We start from the raw sequence: 13,135 nt of genomic DNA on the forward strand, positions 1-13,135 counted from the left end.
GAAGCTCGTCTATCCTTTCGAGTGGCCGATGCCACCCTCGTTTTCGCGCACGCCTTTTAATCGGTTGGCTTCCTCTACAACACGTTGCGTGAGTCCACCAGAGGCGAGCGCCCCATGTATCACAGTTTGACGTCCGAATGCCAAACCCAATTCATCTGCCGTCAACCAGCCAATATAGTGGCCGAAGTGCGGCGTGCTCAGTTTCGATTTGCCACGCCCCGATCCATCCACCGCCTGGATCAGAACCTCGGCTTCTTCCATCTGCAGCCAGCTTTTGACCTTCTCATAGCCCGCGACCGCCTTGCCTGCCTTGCGCTGCAGCGAGATCAGATCGACCACGCGCCGCGCCAGCTGTGTCTCGACCTCGGCAATCAGCCCCTCCGGCGCCTGAACGGGTTTCTTCGCACCCCGAGCAAACAGCTTCTTGTCCACGGCCTTTTGCAGCGCCGCCCGATCCGCCGCCACGTAAAAGCCCCGCCCGGGCAGTTTGCCCAGAATATCAGGCACCACGCGATCATCCGGCCCGGCCACAAAGCGGATCAGCCCGTATTTCGGCTGCAACTCACCTGTGGCAATGCACTTGCGACCAGGACCGTCACCACGATCTTTTGGAGCGCCACCGCGACCCATCAGGCTCATCCGAGGCCTGAAATCAGGCCTCGGACTCCTCGGTTTCAGCGTCGTCTTCCAGCTCGGCTTCGGCCTCAGCTTCCAACTCCGCCGGATCGACCCACCCCAACATGATGCGGGCGGTCATGATCAGATCCTGCGCCTCTTCCAGCGACACATCGAAAGGCTCCAGGACCCCGTCGTCCTTCACCCGTTCGCCATCCACGGTTGTCCAGCCGCCTGCCAGTTCCCAATCGGCGCAGGTGGCGAAGTCTTCCAGCGTTTTCACGTCATCCTTGGCCAGGGCCTCAATCATTTGGGGTGTCAGCCCTTCGAATTCAACCAGGCTGTCTTCAACACCCAGGGCACGCGCACTCTCAAGCGCGGCCTTGTTCTGCGCTTCAAGCACGTCGCGGGCGCGGGCCTGAAGCTCGTTCGCCGTGTCTTCATCGACGCCGTCGATGACCAGCAACTCGTCCAGCTCCACATAAGCCACCTCTTCGAGGTTGGTGAAGCCTTCGGAGACCAGAAGCTGCGCAAAGAACTCGTCGAGGTCGAGGTTGTCGACAAAGAGCTTGGTGCGCAGCTCGAACTCGGCCTGACGGCGCGCGCTTTCCTGCTCTTCGGTCATGATGTCGATGTCGAGCGCGGTGAGCTGCGAGGCCAGACGCACGTTCTGACCGCGACGACCAATGGCTAGGCTCAGCTGCTCTTCGGGCACCACCACTTCGATCTTGCCCGCTTCTTCGTCCAGAACCACCTTGCTGACCTCGGCAGGTTGCAGCGCGTTCACGAGGAACGTCGGCTGGTCTTCGTTCCATGGGATGATGTCGATCTTCTCACCCTGCAGCTCATTCACCACGGCCTGCACGCGAGAGCCGCGCATACCAACGCAGGCGCCGACGGGGTCAATCGACCCATCGTAGGAAATCACCGCGATCTTCGCACGGGAACCGGGGTCACGCGCCACCGCCTTAATCTCGATAATGCCGTCGTAGATCTCCGGCACTTCCATTTTGAACAGTTCCGCCATGAATTCCGGCGCCGTACGGCTGAGGAAAATCTGCGGGCCGCGCTGCTCGCGGCGCACGTCCTTAATGTAGACGCGGATGCGATCGTTCGGGCGGTAGCTTTCGCGCCCGATCTTCTCGTTGCGGCGCAGGATTGCTTCGCCCGCGCCCACATCGACGATGACGTTGCCATATTCCTCGCGCTTGACGAGCCCGTTGATGATGGTGCCAGCGCGGTCCTTGAACTCTTCATACTGACGGTCGCGCTCAGCTTCGCGCACCTTCTGCAAAATCACCTGCTTGGCCGATTGCGCAGCGATGCGGCCCATCTCAACCGGGGGCACTTCCTCGACAAAGGTGTCACCCACCGCCGGGTTATCGAGATACTGCTTGGCCTGCTCGACAGTGAACTCGGCCTGATAGTTCTCCAGCTCTTCATCCTCGACCACGGTGCGCACGCGGGTAAATGTCGCCTTACCGGTTTTGCGATCAATGGACACGCGAATGTCCATCTCGGCGCCGTAGCGGGACTTGGCCGCGCGGGCGAGCGATTCTTCCATCGCCTCGACCACCAGACCGGGGTCGATCATCTTTTCGCGGGCCACAGCCTCGGCGGTTTGCAACAGCTCCAGCTGGTTTGCAGATGTGATTGCCATTTACAGGTCTCCCTCAGCAGACTGATCCGTCTGGATCTCGTCAAATTTTGTCTCATCGATGGCGCCCGACGCTTTGCGCTGGCGCAGCATCTCCTTGATCAGGTCATCGGTCAGAACGAGTTTCGCATCCGACAACCAATCAAACTTCAGACCAATCGTGCCTTCCGCCACATTGATCAGCACCTCGTCATCCTCAATGCCCGCCAACTCGCCCTTGAAGCGCCGGCGCCCGTCGATCATCTCGCCCGTCTCGATCTTGGCCTCGTAGCCTTCGAACATCTCGAAGTCCTTGAGCCGCGTCAGCGGGCGGTCGATGCCCGGACTAGACACCTCTAGCGTGTATTCATCGAGAATCGGGTCTTCGACATCAAGGATTGCACTGACCGCCTGGCTGATCTCGGCGCAGTCATCGACCTCGATGCCCCCCTCGGGCTTGTCGGCCATGATCTGCAGTGTCGTACTCTTGCCCGACATCAGCCGCACACGCACAAGTTCAAACCCCATATCCTCGATCACCGGGGTGATGATCTCGGCCATGCGGCGGTCGATGGCGGCTTTGGCAATCAGGTCGTTGGTCATCGGTCTTTCAGGCACAAAAAAACGGGCGCGCGGCCCGTGTCGTGTTTCGGTGGAGCGTTTGGTGTGGACCCGAACGCGCCGCTGTTGTGACGGATATACGTGCGGGGCGGTGAGTCTGCAACCCCTGATCGCGTCAGCCCATCCACCACCGCTCTGCCGCGCGTAGGTTGTCGAGCGGCGCGCGGGTTCCGATCATCGTTGGGATCTGCACGTCTCGCACCGCAACCGAGCTGAGCCGCCGTGTGTCGGGCAGCAGCGCCAATTGGTCCAATCCGGCCACAAGGCCTGGGTCCGCGAGGTCCGCCACATCAACAAACCCCTCGCGCAGCGCCTCGACTCGCACCTGATCAGACGGAATCGAGACCAGCTCCACGCTGTCGAACCAGCCCGCGTCATCGTCCTTGTAATGCGTCTCGACCCGCTGGCCGATGACCTGTCGCCCGGGCAGGAAACGGTGCAAGCGATAAAGCCCGGTGCCGATGCCCTCGGCCATCGCCTGCGCGATAGTGCCCGCCGGGTAGATCACCAATTGTGGCGCCGAGAGGCGATAGGGAAAATCTGCATCAGGTGCAGTCAGCGTGATCCGCACCCGGTTTGGGGCAATGGAGTCAATCGCCGCGACATCAGCCAAAAGCGTCTCGCGGTGCAGCGCGAGCGAGGCCACCACATCCTCCGCTGTGAACCCCGCGTCATTGTGGAACTGCACATCACGCCGCAGCTCCAGCTCCCAGATGCGGGCATCTGCGCTGCCGTGCCAAGCTGTGGCAAGCTCACCGCGCAGGGTGCCATCAGCGCTCACTTCGGTCAGCGTGTCAAAGATGAGACCAGACATAGCGACCTGCATGAACAGCCCTTGGGTCGCGCGCCCATCAAAACTGTCATCGCGCGCAGCACCCGACAGCGCCATACGTAATCGTCCACCCCGCTTTGGCTGAGGCCCGGCCGAAACACCCGTTGCGGCCAGCAACGCCGCCGCCGCACCCGAGGCAAAGAGCCCCCGTCGGTCGATATGCCGCCGCGCGCGGCTCATTTGCCCGCGATCCGATCCATGCTGCGCACCAGCTCCGCACTGATCCCCGGCTCGGACAGCGCGTGGCCAGCATTGCGCACCATCTTCAGCTCCGCATTGTCCCAGCGCTGCGCCAGCGCATAGGCGCTGTCGGGCGGGCAGATCATGTCATAGCGGCCCTGCACAATCACGCCCGGGATATGCGCAATGCGTCCCATATGCGCGAGGATCTGGCCATCAAACTCCAGAAATCCGCCGTTAGAAAAATAGTGATTCTCCAGCCGGGCAAAGGCCCGCGCATAGTCCCCCGGGCTTTCGCCAGTCGACCCGGACGAATGGATCGACGCCAGTGCATTCTCCCAGGATGACCAGGCGCGGGCATAGCGCGTCTCAATATTCATATCGCCGGAAAAGAGCCGGCGACGGTAGGCCTCGATCAGGTCGCCGCGCTCATCCTCGGGGATCAGCGCCGTGAACCGCGCCCAGACCTCGGGCCAGAACTTGCCCGCGCCACCGCCATAGAACCAGTCCAGCTCTCCCTTCGTCATCAGGAAGACACCACGCAGAACGATATGCCGCACATGATCGGGATGCGCCTGCGCATAGATCAGCGCCAGCGTGGCCCCCCAGCTGCCACCAAAGACGATCCAGTCGTCGATCTCCAGATCGCGGCGGATGAACTCGATATCATCCACCAAATGCCAGGTGGTGTTGTGCGTCACGCTTGCATGCGGGCGCGACCGGCCACAGCCACGCTGATCGAACAGGATCACGCGATAAATCTCAGGGTCGAAATACCGCCGCATCGCCGGGCTGCACCCGCCACCCGGGCCCCCGTGCAGCACGATCACGGGCACGCCACGCGGGTTGCCGCACTGCTCCACATAGATCTTGTGGCCCTGCCCCACGTCCAGCATCCGCTGATCGAACGGGTCGATCGGCGGATACAGGTATTGGACTGCGCGCTTTTGGTCCGAGAATTTATCCATTACGGGCCTATATAATACGAAATCGCACTTGAGCACATGGAGATCAGAATGCAAGCGCCACAGACCACTGTTGACCCCTCAGAGATCGCTAAATTTGAGGCGATGGCGGCGGAGTGGTGGGATGAAAACGGCAAGTTCAAACCGCTGCACATGCTGAACCCCTGCCGGTTGGACTATATCACCGCTCAAATCGCAGCGGAATATGACCGAGATCTGAAGGCCGACGCGCCGTTCAACGGGCTGCGTATCCTCGACATCGGCTGTGGCGGCGGGCTTTTGTCAGAGCCCATGGCGCGTCTGGGCGCCGAAGTGGTGGGCGCCGATGCCGCTGAGCGCAACATCCCCGTGGCGCAGATCCATGCGGAGCAGTCCGGGCTGACCATCGACTATCGCCACACGACGGCAGAGGACATGGCAGAAGCGGGCGAGCAATTCGACGTGGTACTGAACATGGAGGTGGTTGAGCACGTCGCCTCACCCATCGACTACCTGACCGCCTGCCGAAAGCTACTGAAACCCGGCGGGCTGCACATCTGCTCGACGCTGAACCGCAATCCGAAATCCTACATGATGGCGATCATCGGGGCGGAGCACGTGATGCGCTGGCTGCCCAAAGGAACGCATGAGTGGTCGAAGTTCATCACACCCGATGAGCTTTACGACCTGCTGCGGGATGCCGGGCTCGACCCGGTGGATCGCAAAGGGTTTGTCTTCAACCCGCTGTCATGGTCCTGGCGCCTGTCAGACCGGGATTTGAGCGTGAACTACGTGACGGCAAGTGTGAAACCCACCTGACCCGCAGGCCATTGCAAGCACCAAACCTCTGATCCGGTGCGCCCAGCCAGCATCGCTGGCCAGCGCCCGCCCCCCTTCGATGGGGGGAAGGGTGCTTCCCCCGCCGCCAGCACATCATGACAGACGGAGACTAAGCGTCCTCACCCAGCTGACGGCGCATCTCTCGCAGGATCGGCAGCGCCTCGCGCACCTGGGCATCGCCCAGTTTCTCGACCACCTGATTGATCAACGGTGTGATCGACCCCACCGCATGATCGCGCGCCTGCCGCCCCGCCGGGCTGATCGCCACCATCTTGCGCCGTGCATCATCCCAGTCGGGCCGGATATGCACATAGCCCGCCCACTCCAGCTTGCTCAACGTGTTGGTCATCGCGCCGCGCGTCACATGAAAGGTCTCGGCCAACTGCGCCGGGGTGCGCTCGTCCATCGTATGCGCCAGATGGTTCAGCACCGAAAAATGAGAGATTTCCATGCCCTTCGGCAGCACCTTGCTCAGCCGGGCGCGCACCATCTGGTCCGCCGCGAGCACCTCGCTAAAGAGGGCAATCGCCAATGCATTTCGGTCGTCGCTCATCAAGGCCCATCGAATGGTCGCGCATTTGCAAGGCTCGGCACACGGCCGCGCGCCTTCGCTACTTCTCCCATATCGATGTCCGTCATGTAAACGCCTGGGGCCTCATCTGCGTCCATTTGGACCTCGCCCCAGGGGGTGACGACCAGTGAATGCCCGTAGGTTCGGCGTGTCTTGTGCCGCTTGCTTGCATGTTCGCCGGTCTGCGCGGGCGCCAGCACGAAACACCCCGTCTCAATGGCTCGCGCGCGCAACAGCGTATGCCAATGTGTGGCACCGGTGACGGGCGAAAAAGCCGCCGGAACCGTCAAGATCTGCGCGCCTGCATTGGCCAAGGCTGCATACAACTTGGGAAAGCGGATATCGTAACAGATCGACAGACCGACCGGCGCGAACTCGGTCTGGGCGATCACCGCTTGCGCCCCAGGCCGGTAGCCTTCGGATTCGCGCCAGGTCTCTTCCGGCGTCACATCCACGTCGAACATGTGGATCTTATCATATCGCGCAACGATCTCGCCCTGCGGATCAATCATAAAAGACCGGTTGGCAAAGCGCCCGTCAGCGTCCTGCGTCTTCAGCGCCAAAGACCCGATCAACAGCCAGATGCCATGCGATTTCGCTTCGGCCCGCAGCGCCGCCAGCGTCATGTCATCCTCTTCAGGCTGCAGCACAGCATTCTGATGTGACCGGCTGGTCGAGATGCAGTTGCTGACCTCAGGTGTCAGGACAAACCGCGCACCCCGCGTTGCTGCCTCCCGAACGAACCTGAGTGTCACGGCCAGATTGGCCGTCGGCTCATCCGAGACATTCAGCTGCAGCAGCGCGGTGCGCATTACGCCGCAAGCAGTGCGTCAAGCTTGCCTGCACGTTCCAGCGCATAGAGATCATCGCACCCACCCACATGGGTTTCACCTACAAAGATCTGTGGCACCGTCCGCCCACCGTTTGCACGTTGGATCATCTCGGGCTTGCGGTTGGGGTTCGCCAGAACATCAACTTCAGAAAAGCTGACACCTTTCTGTGTCAGAAGCCGTTTCGCGGCGTGGCAGAAACCGCAGAGCGGGGAGATGTAGATTTCAACAGGTTGCATGATCGTTCCCTAAAACACAAAGCGTCGATGCGGAACTTAGGCATCCCGCACCGTTCGCGCCAGTGTTACGACGTATACCGGCCCTGATCCTGCCGCAAGACAAGCATCTGCGGCAACGGCAAGGGTGGCCCCTGACGTCAAGACGTCATCAACAAGCAGAACCGGCCGCGCGACCAACCGATGACGGCGACGCGGATGCACCGAAATGGCGCCCTTGACGGAAGAAAACCGCACTTCGCGCGTCATGCCCTCCATCGGTGGTGTGCGCTTCGGACGCTGCAACAGATCAGGACAGATCGGCAGGCCCGTTTGCTTTGCCAAAGCCTGCGCCAAAAGGGCAGATTGGTTGTAGCGCCGCTTGACCATGCGCGTCCAATGCAGGGGAACGGGCGCGATGATCATGTTCTCTTTCGGAAAATCCGCGATCGCCTGCGCCATCCACTTGGCTGCGGGTGTCGCAATCTCCTGCCGGTCCCCGTGTTTGAGGCCCAGCACCAGCCGCCGACCATTGTCCTTGTAGATCAGCGCAGAACGCCCGCGATGCCAGGGGCGGGGCCTGCGCATGCAGTCATCACATTTCAGTGCATCACTACGATCATCCCCCGGAAGCGGCGCGCCGCAGCCGTCGCAGATGGCGCCGCCGATAAACTGCGTGTCCCGCCAGCAGGTGCCGCAGAGTCCAAAATCGCTGAGCACCTTGTCACCACAGCCCAGGCAGCGTGGCGGATAAATCGTCGATACTGCGGTTTGAAAACTGAACGCCACCGGCTTACTTTCCCTCTCATGACTGATCCGAACGTCCTCACCGACCTCACGGCGTTGCAGCGGCACCGCGCGCGGGCCACTGCCCACTTCCTGCAAGAATCTGCGGCGGACGAGATCGAGGATCGGCTTTCCATGGTTAACAGGTCGTTTAAATCACCCGCTATTGTGACCCCATTTGCCGATGTTTGGGCAAACCGGCTGAATGGAGCGGTCATCTGCGCCGACACGGACCATCTGGACCTGTCGGAAGGCGCCCACGATCTGGTGGTGCACGCAATGAGCCTGCATTGGTCCAATGATCCAGTGGGCCAGTTGATCCAGTGTCGGCGCGCCCTCAAACCCGACGGCCTGCTGATCGTCGCGACGCTGGGTGGGCAAACCTTGCAGGAGCTGCGCAGCTGTCTGTCGGAGGCAGAGATTGCCCTCTCGGGCGGGTTGTCACCGCGGGTTGCACCCATGGGCGAAATTCGGGATCTCGGCGCACTTTTGCAGCGGGCGGGGCTGGCCATGCCCGTGGCAGATAGCCTCACCCTACCGGTCGACTACCGCGATGCCTTCAGCCTGATGCGCGATCTGCGCGCCATGGGAGAGAGCAACGCGCTGGCCACGCGGCGGCGCAAACCCGACAACCGGCGGCTTTTTGAAGAGACATCAAACCTCTATGCCACCCATTTCGCCACGGGCGAAAGCCGGGTCCGTGCCACCTTCGAGATGGTTTTTCTCACCGGCTGGGCGCCGGATGCCTCACAGCCCAAACCGCTGCGCCCAGGGTCCGCCAACCAGCGTCTGGCGGACGCGTTGGCCGTGACAGAAACACCCCTGCCTGATTGACGCGCGCGCAAAAGCGTCTATCTCAGGCTCAATCTATGTTTGAAGGACGATCAAGATGCTGGACAGCCGCGCATCGGCGCCCGTGAAGGTCCGCCCCACGCATGCACAGGACGACCATCCGGAGATTGCGACCGCCAAGGTTGGCATCCTGCTGGCCAATCTGGGCACGCCGGACAATTATGACTACTGGTCCATGCGCCGCTACCTGAACGAGTTCCTGTCCGACCGCCGCGTGATCGACTACAGCCCGTGGATCTGGCAGCCGCTGTTGCAGCTGATCATCCTGTCGAAACGGCCCTTCTCCAGCGGAGCGGCGTACAAGTCGATCTGGAATGAGGAAGCGGGGGAAAGCCCGCTGATGACCATCACCAAGGCGCAGACAGAAAAGGTCAGGATCGAGATGGCCAAACGGCACGGCAGCCAGGTCCTGGTCGATTTCTGCATGCGCTACGGCAACCCGTCGACCCGGTCGAAAGTGGCGGAGATGACGGCTGCGGGATGCCGCAAGATATTGTTTTTCCCGCTTTATCCGCATTATGCAGGGGCCACGTCAGCCACCGCCAATGACGAGTTCTTTCGCGCGTTGACCTATGAAAAATGGCAGCCGGTGACCCGCACGGTTGACCCTTATTACGCGCGCGCCGACTACATCGACGCTTTGGCGCAATCAATCGAACGCGCCTATGCACATATGGAGAGAAAACCGGACATCCTGGTCTGCTCCTACCATGGCGTGCCGATCCGGTACTTGATGGAGGGGGATCCCTACCACTGCCAGTGCCAGAAAACGACGCGCCTATTGAAAGAGCGGCTGGGGTGGGAAGACACCGAGATCACCACAACCTTCCAATCCAGATTTGGCCCCGAGGAGTGGCTGCAGCCCTATACGGTGGAGGAGGTGGCGCGCCTCGCTGAAGCGGGCAAGAAAAACATTGCCGTCTGCGCGCCTGCATTCTCTGCCGATTGCATCGAAACGCTTGAAGAGATCAATGAAGAGATCAAGGAAAGTTTCGAGGAAGCTGGGGGTGAGACCTTCACATACATCCCTTGCCTGAACGACGATGACGCGCATATCACCGCATTGTCCAATGTGATCGACGACAATCTCTCGGGCTGGATCGAGCACCCTGCCTGACGTTTCTAAGTGACAGAAGCGCCAGATGCTTGGGCTGCGCACAAAAAAAGGCGGTGCTGAACAGCACCGCCTTTTTAAAATGAATAGCGCTTCGCTTAGGCGACAGCAGCAGCAACGATCAGCAGCAGCAGGATCGGCAGCAGGACGCCTGTGGACGAACCTTCTGCTTCTTCAACCACAACCGGTGCTTCCACAACCGGCTCGGCCAGCGAACCGGCGTAGGCTGTCGATGCGGCAGCTGTCAGAGCAGCAGCAAGAACGAGTTTCTTCATATCATAACCTCCAGAATCGGCGAACCACGCATGGCGAGAGAACGCACTAAGACTTACCTCGTGGCTTTCGGTAAAGCATCATAAGGTGATGTATGCAAACCCGATTCCCGCCTACCGAGACAGATCAAAGCCGATGTCGTCAAATTAGCAACACTTGCGTTCCAACCTTGGTCAGCTCGTAAAGCTCAGCGATATGCTCGTTGTAGAGCCCGATGCATCCATTGGAGGATTGGCGGCCAATCTTGCGCGTATCATGCGTGCCGTGAATGCGATAATACGTCCAGCTGAGGTAAAGCGCGTGTGTTCCCATGGGGTTATCCGGGCCGGGGCCAATGAACTCTGGCCACTCGGGATTGCGCTTCAACATCGATGGGGTCGGGCGCCAGCTTGGGCCTTCGACCTTGCGCACGATTTTGGTACGACCCCGCCGGGTCAGCTCCTCGGTCAGCGGAACGCTTGAGGGATAGAGCTTGTAGAAGCTTTCATCCTCAGCCCAGTAGTGCAGCGCGCGGCTGTCGATATCGACCAGCACAGCGCCGTTTTTCAGGTCAGAGAAGTAGGGCCGCCAATCCAGCGTGCGAAAGCTGGAGATATTGCGACGAACAGCTTCGCTGAGATCGCGTTCGCCTTGCGTGGTCTCAGCCGCGTTCACCGAAGACGTGTCTTGTGCGATGGCGGGCGCTGCGAACATGGCAGCACCACCAGCCAGAAAAGACCGGCGGCTTGGAAAGTTGAAACGTTTAACAGACATCGGATGCCTCCATAAGCGCGTGTTGGGAGCTTTGACGCGCAGTTTATTGCGTGAATGCCGCAGTCGCAAATCAAAGGGTTGTCATTGAACCAGATCACGCCGAAGTGCGTTTGAATTGCGACATGCTGCAAGATATGCGGTAAGACAACGCTTAAGGAGTGCAAGATGATCCGGATTTTATCGATTTTTGTTGCGCTGGGGCTCACCCTGGCGGCCTGTGGTACAACCGGCCCGGTCGTCACCGATGGCACAAATGCGGGTAAAGTCTATCGCATCGGGCGCGGCGACACCGGGAAAATCCAGTTCCGCATGTTGGATTCGGTTAACGCTCTGCGCAGTGCGTCCGGCCAGCCACCGCTTGAGTTGGAGGCCAAACTGAACGCCGCCGCCGCCACGCACGCCCGGGACATGTCGGTGCAGAATCGCCCATGGCACTTCGGGTCCGATGGGTCCTCCCCGATCGATCGGGTGCAGCGCGTGGGCTACACGGGCACATTGGTTGGAGAGAACATCTCTGAAACCTATGAGTCAGAGTTGGAGACGCTGGCGGCTTGGATGGAAAAGCCAGACACCCGCCGGGTGATCCTGTCGCCCGATGCGACACAGATGGGATTTTCCTGGTTTCAGGAGAACAACGGCAAGATCTGGTGGACGCTGGTGACCGGTAGCGGTGCAAGCTTCCCCGGCTCGGTCTGATCCTCAGGCATTGAGCGCGATGAGCGTGTCGTCGCGCACCATCGCGTAGATCTCTTCCATCTCGTCATTGGTCACGGCGATGCAGCCCCAGGTCCAATCCCCCTTGGCGCGTCGAAACGCGCTTTTCTGACCATGAATGAAGATGTCACCACCCGGCGATTTCCCCAGCGCCTTGGCAGCGGCCACGTCGTTCACATTGGGGTAGGAAATCCCCAAAGACAGGTGAAATTCGGAATTCGGGTTGCGCCGGTCAATCCGGTAGACCCCTTCCGGTGTTTTCCCGTCGCCCTCAATCTGCTTATGCCCGATGGGCGCAAACCCAAGCTGGATATCGTAGCTTTTAAGCAAAGACGCGTTGTGGAGAAGGTGCATGCGCCGCTGCCCCTTGTTCACAACCACATAGGTGACCTCCGGCCCATCGTATCGCCGGAATTTCGAACTGCCCGCACAACCACCCAGCGCCACCGCTGCGGTCGTCGTGAGAATTAAATCTCTTCGACGCATTTTGCTGCCCCGTATCTGTCTTTTTGACGTCTGCTCTTTTTCTAGACAGGTACCATGGATAATCAGTTAAACAACCTCACAAATTTGTCACTTATCCGCTTTTTCGCCAAGCCGTTTCTCAATGGCGATCAGCCGTGTCAGCACCTCGTCGCGGTAGGCATCGGTCACGGCACCGGCCTCTTCCTGATGCGCGTCCTGCATCGAATTCACGATCAGACCCACCAAAAGGTTCACCACCGCGAAGGTGGTGATCATGATGAAGGGCACGAAAAAGGCCCAGGCGTAGGGGTAGACCTCCATCACCGGGCGCACGATGCCCATCGACCAGCTTTCCAGCGTCATGATCTGGAACAGCGTATAGCCGCTTAAGGGAAGCGACCCGAACCAGTCCGGAAAGCTTGCCGCAAAAAGCTTCGTTGCGATCACGGCACCGATGTAGAAGATGATCGCCATCAGCAGGAAAACACTGGCCATGCCAGGCAGGGCGGTGACAAACCCCTCGACCACACGCCGCAAGCGCGGTGCCACCGATATCACACGCAAGACCCGCAGGATGCGCAGCGCCCGCAAGACCGACATGGTCTGCGACCCAGGGATCAACGCCGCCGTCACAATGGCAAAATCAAAGAGATTCCAGCCGCTTTTGAAGAACCGCCCACCCCGCGCAAAGATCTTGAGCAAAAGCTCTGCAATGAAAAAGCCAAGGCAAACCGTGTCGAGCGTCACGATCAGCGGTCCGGCTGTGGCCATAATCTCGGGCGACGTCTCAAGCCCCAGGATCACGGCGTTGAAGACAATCACCGCCATGACCATATTGGTCACCCAGGTCTGATCCAGCCAGACATCCAGTTTCTGCCGCAGTGTCATCTGCCT

Annotated in this window: 17 protein-coding genes; 4 read left to right on the forward strand and 13 right to left on the reverse strand. The window is 60.2% G+C overall.

Annotation, left to right across the window (positions count from 1 at the left end; genetic code table 11):
* Positions 1-9: 9 nt before the first annotated feature.
* From So717_RS05395 to pip, 5 genes are all read right to left on the reverse strand, one after another.
* Entirely contained in the window at positions 10-630 is a 621-nt protein-coding gene (locus So717_RS05395; protein ID WP_159975624.1) for an RNA-binding protein, read from the reverse strand.
* A 22-nt stretch (positions 631-652) separates the two neighbouring features.
* Positions 653-2,275 (reverse strand): transcription termination factor NusA, encoded by a 1,623-nt coding sequence (nusA, locus tag So717_RS05400; RefSeq protein WP_159975191.1) that lies wholly within the window; start codon positions 2,273-2,275, stop codon positions 653-655.
* The gene (gene rimP, locus So717_RS05405) at positions 2,276-2,854 is read right to left on the reverse strand and encodes a ribosome maturation factor RimP (protein WP_159975192.1); all 579 of its coding nucleotides are present in this window, start codon (positions 2,852-2,854) and stop codon (positions 2,276-2,278) included.
* Positions 2,855-2,987: 133 nt separating this feature from the next.
* Positions 2,988-3,884 carry an ABC transporter substrate-binding protein gene (locus So717_RS05410; protein ID WP_159975193.1) on the reverse strand — a complete coding sequence of 299 codons (897 nt, stop codon included), beginning with the start codon at positions 3,882-3,884 and terminating at the stop codon, positions 2,988-2,990.
* Positions 3,881-4,852 (reverse strand): prolyl aminopeptidase, encoded by a 972-nt coding sequence (gene pip, locus So717_RS05415; RefSeq protein WP_159975194.1) that lies wholly within the window; start codon positions 4,850-4,852, stop codon positions 3,881-3,883. The genes So717_RS05410 and pip overlap by 4 nt, the downstream gene beginning before the upstream one ends.
* A 48-nt stretch (positions 4,853-4,900) precedes the next feature.
* On the opposite strand from pip, the gene ubiG reads away from it, so the two are divergent.
* A complete protein-coding gene (gene ubiG / locus So717_RS05420; protein ID WP_159975195.1) occupies positions 4,901-5,647 on the forward strand; it encodes a bifunctional 2-polyprenyl-6-hydroxyphenol methylase/3-demethylubiquinol 3-O-methyltransferase UbiG in 747 nt (248 codons plus the stop codon).
* A gap of 130 nt (positions 5,648-5,777) precedes the next feature.
* Here ubiG and So717_RS05425 read toward each other — a convergent pair whose 3' ends face one another.
* The 4 genes from So717_RS05425 to So717_RS05440 are packed head-to-tail and all read right to left on the reverse strand — an operon-like array spanning position 5,778 to position 8,073.
* Positions 5,778-6,221 carry a MarR family winged helix-turn-helix transcriptional regulator gene (locus So717_RS05425; RefSeq protein WP_159975196.1) on the reverse strand — a complete coding sequence of 148 codons (444 nt, stop codon included), beginning with the start codon at positions 6,219-6,221 and terminating at the stop codon, positions 5,778-5,780.
* A complete protein-coding gene (locus So717_RS05430) occupies positions 6,221-7,051 on the reverse strand; it encodes a carbon-nitrogen hydrolase family protein (RefSeq protein ID WP_159975197.1) in 831 nt (276 codons plus the stop codon). The genes So717_RS05425 and So717_RS05430 overlap by 1 nt, the downstream gene beginning before the upstream one ends.
* The gene (gene grxC, locus So717_RS05435; RefSeq protein ID WP_159975198.1) at positions 7,051-7,308 is read right to left on the reverse strand and encodes a glutaredoxin 3; all 258 of its coding nucleotides are present in this window, start codon (positions 7,306-7,308) and stop codon (positions 7,051-7,053) included. The genes So717_RS05430 and grxC overlap by 1 nt, the downstream gene beginning before the upstream one ends.
* Before the next feature lie 36 nt (positions 7,309-7,344).
* The gene (locus So717_RS05440; protein ID WP_159975199.1) at positions 7,345-8,073 is read right to left on the reverse strand and encodes a ComF family protein; all 729 of its coding nucleotides are present in this window, start codon (positions 8,071-8,073) and stop codon (positions 7,345-7,347) included.
* A gap of 18 nt (positions 8,074-8,091) precedes the next feature.
* On the opposite strand from So717_RS05440, the gene So717_RS05445 reads away from it, so the two are divergent.
* Both So717_RS05445 and hemH read left to right on the forward strand, forming a co-directional pair.
* The gene (locus So717_RS05445) at positions 8,092-8,904 is read left to right on the forward strand and encodes a methyltransferase domain-containing protein (RefSeq protein ID WP_159975200.1); all 813 of its coding nucleotides are present in this window, start codon (positions 8,092-8,094) and stop codon (positions 8,902-8,904) included.
* A gap of 55 nt (positions 8,905-8,959) precedes the next feature.
* Positions 8,960-10,039 (forward strand): ferrochelatase, encoded by a 1,080-nt coding sequence (gene hemH / locus So717_RS05450; RefSeq protein ID WP_159975201.1) that lies wholly within the window; start codon positions 8,960-8,962, stop codon positions 10,037-10,039.
* A gap of 95 nt (positions 10,040-10,134) precedes the next feature.
* Here the strand turns inward: hemH and So717_RS22030 are convergent, their stop codons facing one another.
* Positions 10,135-10,311 (reverse strand): hypothetical protein, encoded by a 177-nt coding sequence (locus So717_RS22030; protein ID WP_174238995.1) that lies wholly within the window; start codon positions 10,309-10,311, stop codon positions 10,135-10,137.
* A gap of 139 nt (positions 10,312-10,450) precedes the next feature.
* Positions 10,451-11,062, reverse strand: a complete 612-nt coding sequence (locus So717_RS05455; protein ID WP_159975202.1) for a L,D-transpeptidase — start codon at positions 11,060-11,062, stop codon at positions 10,451-10,453.
* 165 nt (positions 11,063-11,227) lie between these two features.
* Between So717_RS05455 and dalA the strand changes: the two genes are divergently transcribed.
* Positions 11,228-11,758 (forward strand): divisome-associated lipoprotein DalA, encoded by a 531-nt coding sequence (gene dalA / locus So717_RS05460; protein ID WP_159975203.1) that lies wholly within the window; start codon positions 11,228-11,230, stop codon positions 11,756-11,758.
* 3 nt (positions 11,759-11,761) lie between these two features.
* On the opposite strand, the gene So717_RS05465 is transcribed toward dalA, so the two are convergent.
* Both So717_RS05465 and So717_RS05470 read right to left on the reverse strand, forming a co-directional pair.
* Complete coding sequence (locus So717_RS05465) at positions 11,762-12,262, reverse strand: L,D-transpeptidase family protein (protein ID WP_159975204.1); 501 nt, start codon at positions 12,260-12,262, stop codon at positions 11,762-11,764.
* An 87-nt stretch (positions 12,263-12,349) separates the two neighbouring features.
* The gene (locus So717_RS05470) at positions 12,350-13,129 is read right to left on the reverse strand and encodes an ion transporter (RefSeq protein WP_159975205.1); all 780 of its coding nucleotides are present in this window, start codon (positions 13,127-13,129) and stop codon (positions 12,350-12,352) included.
* Positions 13,130-13,135: the final 6 nt, after the last annotated feature.

Source organism: Roseobacter cerasinus (assembly GCF_009811755.1).
Taxonomy (GTDB): Bacteria; Pseudomonadota; Alphaproteobacteria; order Rhodobacterales; family Rhodobacteraceae; genus Roseobacter; species Roseobacter cerasinus.

Coding starts and splice junctions, on each gene's coding strand:
- grxC (WP_159975198.1), bottom strand. CDS start 7,308: ATGCAACCTGTTGAAATCTACATCTCCCCGCTCTGCGGTTTCTGCCAC.
- nusA (WP_159975191.1), bottom strand. CDS start 2,275: ATGGCAATCACATCTGCAAACCAGCTGGAGCTGTTGCAAACCGCCGAG.
- ubiG (WP_159975195.1), top strand. CDS start 4,901: ATGCAAGCGCCACAGACCACTGTTGACCCCTCAGAGATCGCTAAATTT.
- dalA (WP_159975203.1), top strand. CDS start 11,228: ATGATCCGGATTTTATCGATTTTTGTTGCGCTGGGGCTCACCCTGGCG.
- So717_RS22030 (WP_174238995.1), bottom strand. CDS start 10,311: ATGAAGAAACTCGTTCTTGCTGCTGCTCTGACAGCTGCCGCATCGACA.
- So717_RS05445 (WP_159975200.1), top strand. CDS start 8,092: ATGACTGATCCGAACGTCCTCACCGACCTCACGGCGTTGCAGCGGCAC.
- So717_RS05410 (WP_159975193.1), bottom strand. CDS start 3,884: ATGAGCCGCGCGCGGCGGCATATCGACCGACGGGGGCTCTTTGCCTCG.
- So717_RS05430 (WP_159975197.1), bottom strand. CDS start 7,051: ATGCGCACCGCGCTGCTGCAGCTGAATGTCTCGGATGAGCCGACGGCC.
- So717_RS05425 (WP_159975196.1), bottom strand. CDS start 6,221: ATGAGCGACGACCGAAATGCATTGGCGATTGCCCTCTTTAGCGAGGTG.
- So717_RS05470 (WP_159975205.1), bottom strand. CDS start 13,129: ATGACACTGCGGCAGAAACTGGATGTCTGGCTGGATCAGACCTGGGTG.
- pip (WP_159975194.1), bottom strand. CDS start 4,852: ATGGATAAATTCTCGGACCAAAAGCGCGCAGTCCAATACCTGTATCCG.
- So717_RS05465 (WP_159975204.1), bottom strand. CDS start 12,262: ATGCGTCGAAGAGATTTAATTCTCACGACGACCGCAGCGGTGGCGCTG.
- So717_RS05395 (WP_159975624.1), bottom strand. CDS start 630: ATGGGTCGCGGTGGCGCTCCAAAAGATCGTGGTGACGGTCCTGGTCGC.
- hemH (WP_159975201.1), top strand. CDS start 8,960: ATGCTGGACAGCCGCGCATCGGCGCCCGTGAAGGTCCGCCCCACGCAT.
- So717_RS05455 (WP_159975202.1), bottom strand. CDS start 11,062: ATGTCTGTTAAACGTTTCAACTTTCCAAGCCGCCGGTCTTTTCTGGCT.
- rimP (WP_159975192.1), bottom strand. CDS start 2,854: ATGACCAACGACCTGATTGCCAAAGCCGCCATCGACCGCCGCATGGCC.